A 3,430-nucleotide genomic window follows, 5' to 3' on the forward strand; every position below is an offset into this window, starting at 1 on the left:
TATCTCGGCATGGCCTACGCCATGGTCGCGATCGGCGCCGTCGGCTTCATCGTCTGGGCGCACCACATGTACACGACCGGCCTGTCGCTCGACACGCAGCGCTATTTCGTGTTCGCCACCATGGTCATCGCGGTGCCGACGGGCGTGAAGATCTTCTCCTGGATCGCCACGATGTGGGGCGGCTCGATCAGCTTCAAGCCGCCGATGCTGTGGGCGCTGGGCTTCATCTTCCTGTTCACGATCGGTGGCGTCACCGGCGTCCAGCTGGCCAATGCCGGTCTCGACCGCTCGCTGCACGACACCTACTTCGTGATCGCCCACTTCCACTACGTGCTGTCGCTGGGCGCCGTGTTCGCCATCTTCGCCGGCTGGTACTACTGGTTCCCGAAGATGACCGGCTACATGTATTCGCCGGTGATCGCCAACACCCACTTCTGGGTCACGTTCGTTGGCGTCAACCTGATCTTCTTCCCGCAGCACTTCCTCGGCCTCGCCGGCATGCCACGCCGTACCGTCGATTATCCGGACGCGTTCGCCGGCTGGAACTTCGTCTCGTCCATCGGCTCCTACATCTCGGCCGTCGGCGTTGCGATCTTCCTCTACGGCGTGTTCGAGGCATTCCGGAAGAAGCGGGTGGCCGGAGCCAACCCGTGGGGCGAGGGTGCCACCACGCTCGAATGGCAGCTGCCTTCGCCGCCGCCGTTCCACCAGTGGGAACAGCTGCCGAAGATCAAGTAAGGCGGCTTCCTGTAAATACGAGGCCGCCGGCTCTCCCCGGCGGTCTTGGCCAACGGAATAATGGACTTTAAGTACGCATGGCCCTTGCCGAAGACAGATTGATGGAGGAAGCGGGCTTTCGCATGTCGGAAGCGACCGCGGGCGATTTCTTCGCCCTGTTGAAGCCGCGCGTCATGTCGCTGGTCGTGTTCACGGCCTTCGTCGGCATGGTCGCTGCGCCAGTCTCCATCAACCCGCTGCTGGCGGTGATCGCCATCCTGGCAATCGCCATCGGCGCGGGGGCCTCCGGCGCGCTCAACATGTGGTACGACGCCGACATCGACGCGGTGATGACCAGGACCGCCAGCCGTCCGGTGCCGGCGGGCCGCGTCACGCCGGGCGAGGCGCTGAGCTTCGGCCTCGTGCTGTCGGCGCTCTCGGTGATGACGCTGGGCGTGCTGATCAACTGGCTGTCGGCCGCGCTGCTCGCCTTCACCATCTTCTTCTATGCCGTCGTCTACACGATGTGGCTCAAGCGCTGGACGCCGCAGAACATCGTCATCGGCGGCGCCGCCGGCGCCTTCCCGCCGATCATCGGCTGGGCAGCCGTCACGGGGTCGGTCAGCCTCGAAAGCCTGATCCTGTTCCTCATCATCTTCCTGTGGACGCCGCCGCATTTCTGGGCGCTGGCGCTGTTCAAGTCCGACGATTATGCACGTGCCGGCATCCCGATGATGCCGAACGTCGCCGGCCAGGCCTCGACCCGCCGCCAGATCTTTGCCTATGCGCTGATCCTGGCGCCTGTGGGCGTGCTGCCCTGGATGCTCGGCTACACCACCGCCGCCTACGGCGCCGTGTCGGCCGCGCTCGGCGTGGGCTTCGTCTGGTACGCGTGGAAAGTGCTCGGCATGGCCGACGGCGACCGCGCGATGAAGCCGGCCAAGGCGCTGTTCGGCTATTCGCTGCTTTATCTGTTTGCAATCTTCGCCGCCTATCTCGTCGACAGCGTGGTCGGGCGTGCCCTCATGATGGGGGGAGCATGATCGTGGCCGACAAGAACCTCGAACTGGTCACCTTGACCGAACGCCAGCAGAAGGCGCGGCGCAGCCGCTCTATCGCCATCGGCGTGGCCTTGGCCGCGCTCGTCATCATCTTCTACATCGCCACCATCGTGCGCTTCGGCCATCACGCATCGGCCCTGATGCCGACAAGCCTGATGTGAGGCGGCGATGAGCGGCGAGACTAGCAGCAAGCCGGGCAGGAAGAACAGCAACCGCGTCGTTGTGGCGGTATGCGTTGCCTTCTTCACCGGCATGGTCGGCATGGCCTATGCGGCGGTGCCGCTCTACAAGATGTTCTGCCAGGCGACCGGCTACGGCGGCACGACGCAGCGCGCCGAGAAGCAGTATGCCGGCCGCGTGCTCGACCGAGACATTACCATTCGCTTCGACGCCAACACCAACGGCATCCCATGGCAGTTCGAGCCGGTGGCGCGCTCGGTGACGATCAAGATCGGCGAGACCACGCAGGCGCACTACAGCGCCACCAACAAGTTCGACCGCCCGATCACAGGCCGCGCTTCGTTCAACGTGCAGCCTGAGATGGCCGGCGCCTATTTCAACAAGGTCGAGTGCTTCTGCTTCACCGACACCACGCTGAAGCCCGGCGAGACGCTGGACATGCCGGTCGTGTTCTATGTTGATCCAGACATCGTCAACGTGCCGGAACTGAAGGACCTGAAGACCATCACCCTGTCCTACACGATGTTCCCGGTCGAAAAGAAACAGCCGGTCGCCTCTTCGGCGCCTGCCGCTGGCACCAACAACAAAGTTTCCAATTCCGAAGCAAGCCTCGGGGGTTGATATGGCAGACGCGCACGCAAAACCGAACCACGACTACCATCTCGTCAACCCGAGTCCGTGGCCCTTCCTGGGCTCCATCGGCGCGCTGGTGACCGCCGTGGGCGGCGTCTGCCTGATGCAGTACCTCAAGGCCGGAAACTTCCCGATCTTCGGTCATAACATCGCCAATCCGTGGCTGTTCTTCATCGGCATCATCATCGTGCTCTACACGATGTTCGCCTGGTGGTCGGACACCATCAAGGAAGCGCATGAGGGGCACCACACGCGCGTCGTGTCGTTGCATCTGCGCTACGGCATGATCATGTTCATCGCCTCCGAGGTGATGTTCTTCGTCGCCTGGTTCTGGGCCTATTTCGATGCCAGCCTGTTCCCGAGCGAAGCCAATCAATATGCCCGCGCCGCCTTCACCGGCGGTGTCTGGCCGCCCAAGGGCATGGAGGTTCTCGACCCCTTCCACCTGCCGCTCTACAACACCATCATCCTGCTGCTGTCGGGCACGACGGTGACCTGGGCGCACCACGCGCTGCTGCACGGCGACCGCAAGGGCCTGATCAACGGCCTGGTCCTGACCGTCGGCCTCGGCATGCTGTTCACCATGGTGCAGGCCTACGAGTACATGCACGCCCCGTTCGCGTTCAAGGATTCGATCTACGGCGCCACCTTCTTCATGGCGACCGGTTTCCATGGCTTCCACGTCATCATCGGTACCATCTTCCTGCTCGTCTGTCTGGTGCGCGCGATGCGCGGCGACTTCACCCCGAAGCAGCATTTCGGCTTCGAGGCGGCCGCCTGGTATTGGCACTTCGTCGACGTGGTCTGGCTGTTCCTGTTCAGCGCGATCTATGTCTGGG

The 3,430-nt window shown here is 63.4% G+C and carries 5 protein-coding genes; all 5 read left to right on the plus strand.

The annotated features are described in order from the left end of the window. Positions 1-738 (plus strand): cbb3-type cytochrome c oxidase subunit I (locus Q0L57_RS08815; RefSeq protein ID WP_296741246.1); only part of this gene is annotated, 738 nt, incomplete at its 5' end. A 77-nt stretch (positions 739-815) separates the two neighbouring features. Then, on the plus strand, positions 816-1,760 hold the full coding sequence (locus tag Q0L57_RS08820) for a heme o synthase (RefSeq protein WP_296741248.1): 945 nt from the start codon (positions 816-818) through the stop codon (positions 1,758-1,760). Further along, positions 1,757-1,939, plus strand: a complete 183-nt coding sequence (locus Q0L57_RS08825) for a hypothetical protein (RefSeq protein ID WP_296741251.1) — start codon at positions 1,757-1,759, stop codon at positions 1,937-1,939. Before Q0L57_RS08820 ends, Q0L57_RS08825 begins: the two co-directional genes overlap by 4 nt. Before the next feature lie 7 nt (positions 1,940-1,946). After that, a complete protein-coding gene (locus Q0L57_RS08830) occupies positions 1,947-2,579 on the plus strand; it encodes a cytochrome c oxidase assembly protein (protein ID WP_296741254.1) in 633 nt (210 codons plus the stop codon). A gap of 1 nt (position 2,580) precedes the next feature. After that, the coding region (locus Q0L57_RS08835; RefSeq protein WP_296741255.1) for a cytochrome c oxidase subunit 3 at positions 2,581-3,430 on the plus strand (850 nt) is incomplete at its 3' end.

The organism is Mesorhizobium sp. (assembly GCF_024509055.1).
GTDB lineage: Bacteria > Pseudomonadota > Alphaproteobacteria > Rhizobiales > Rhizobiaceae > Mesorhizobium.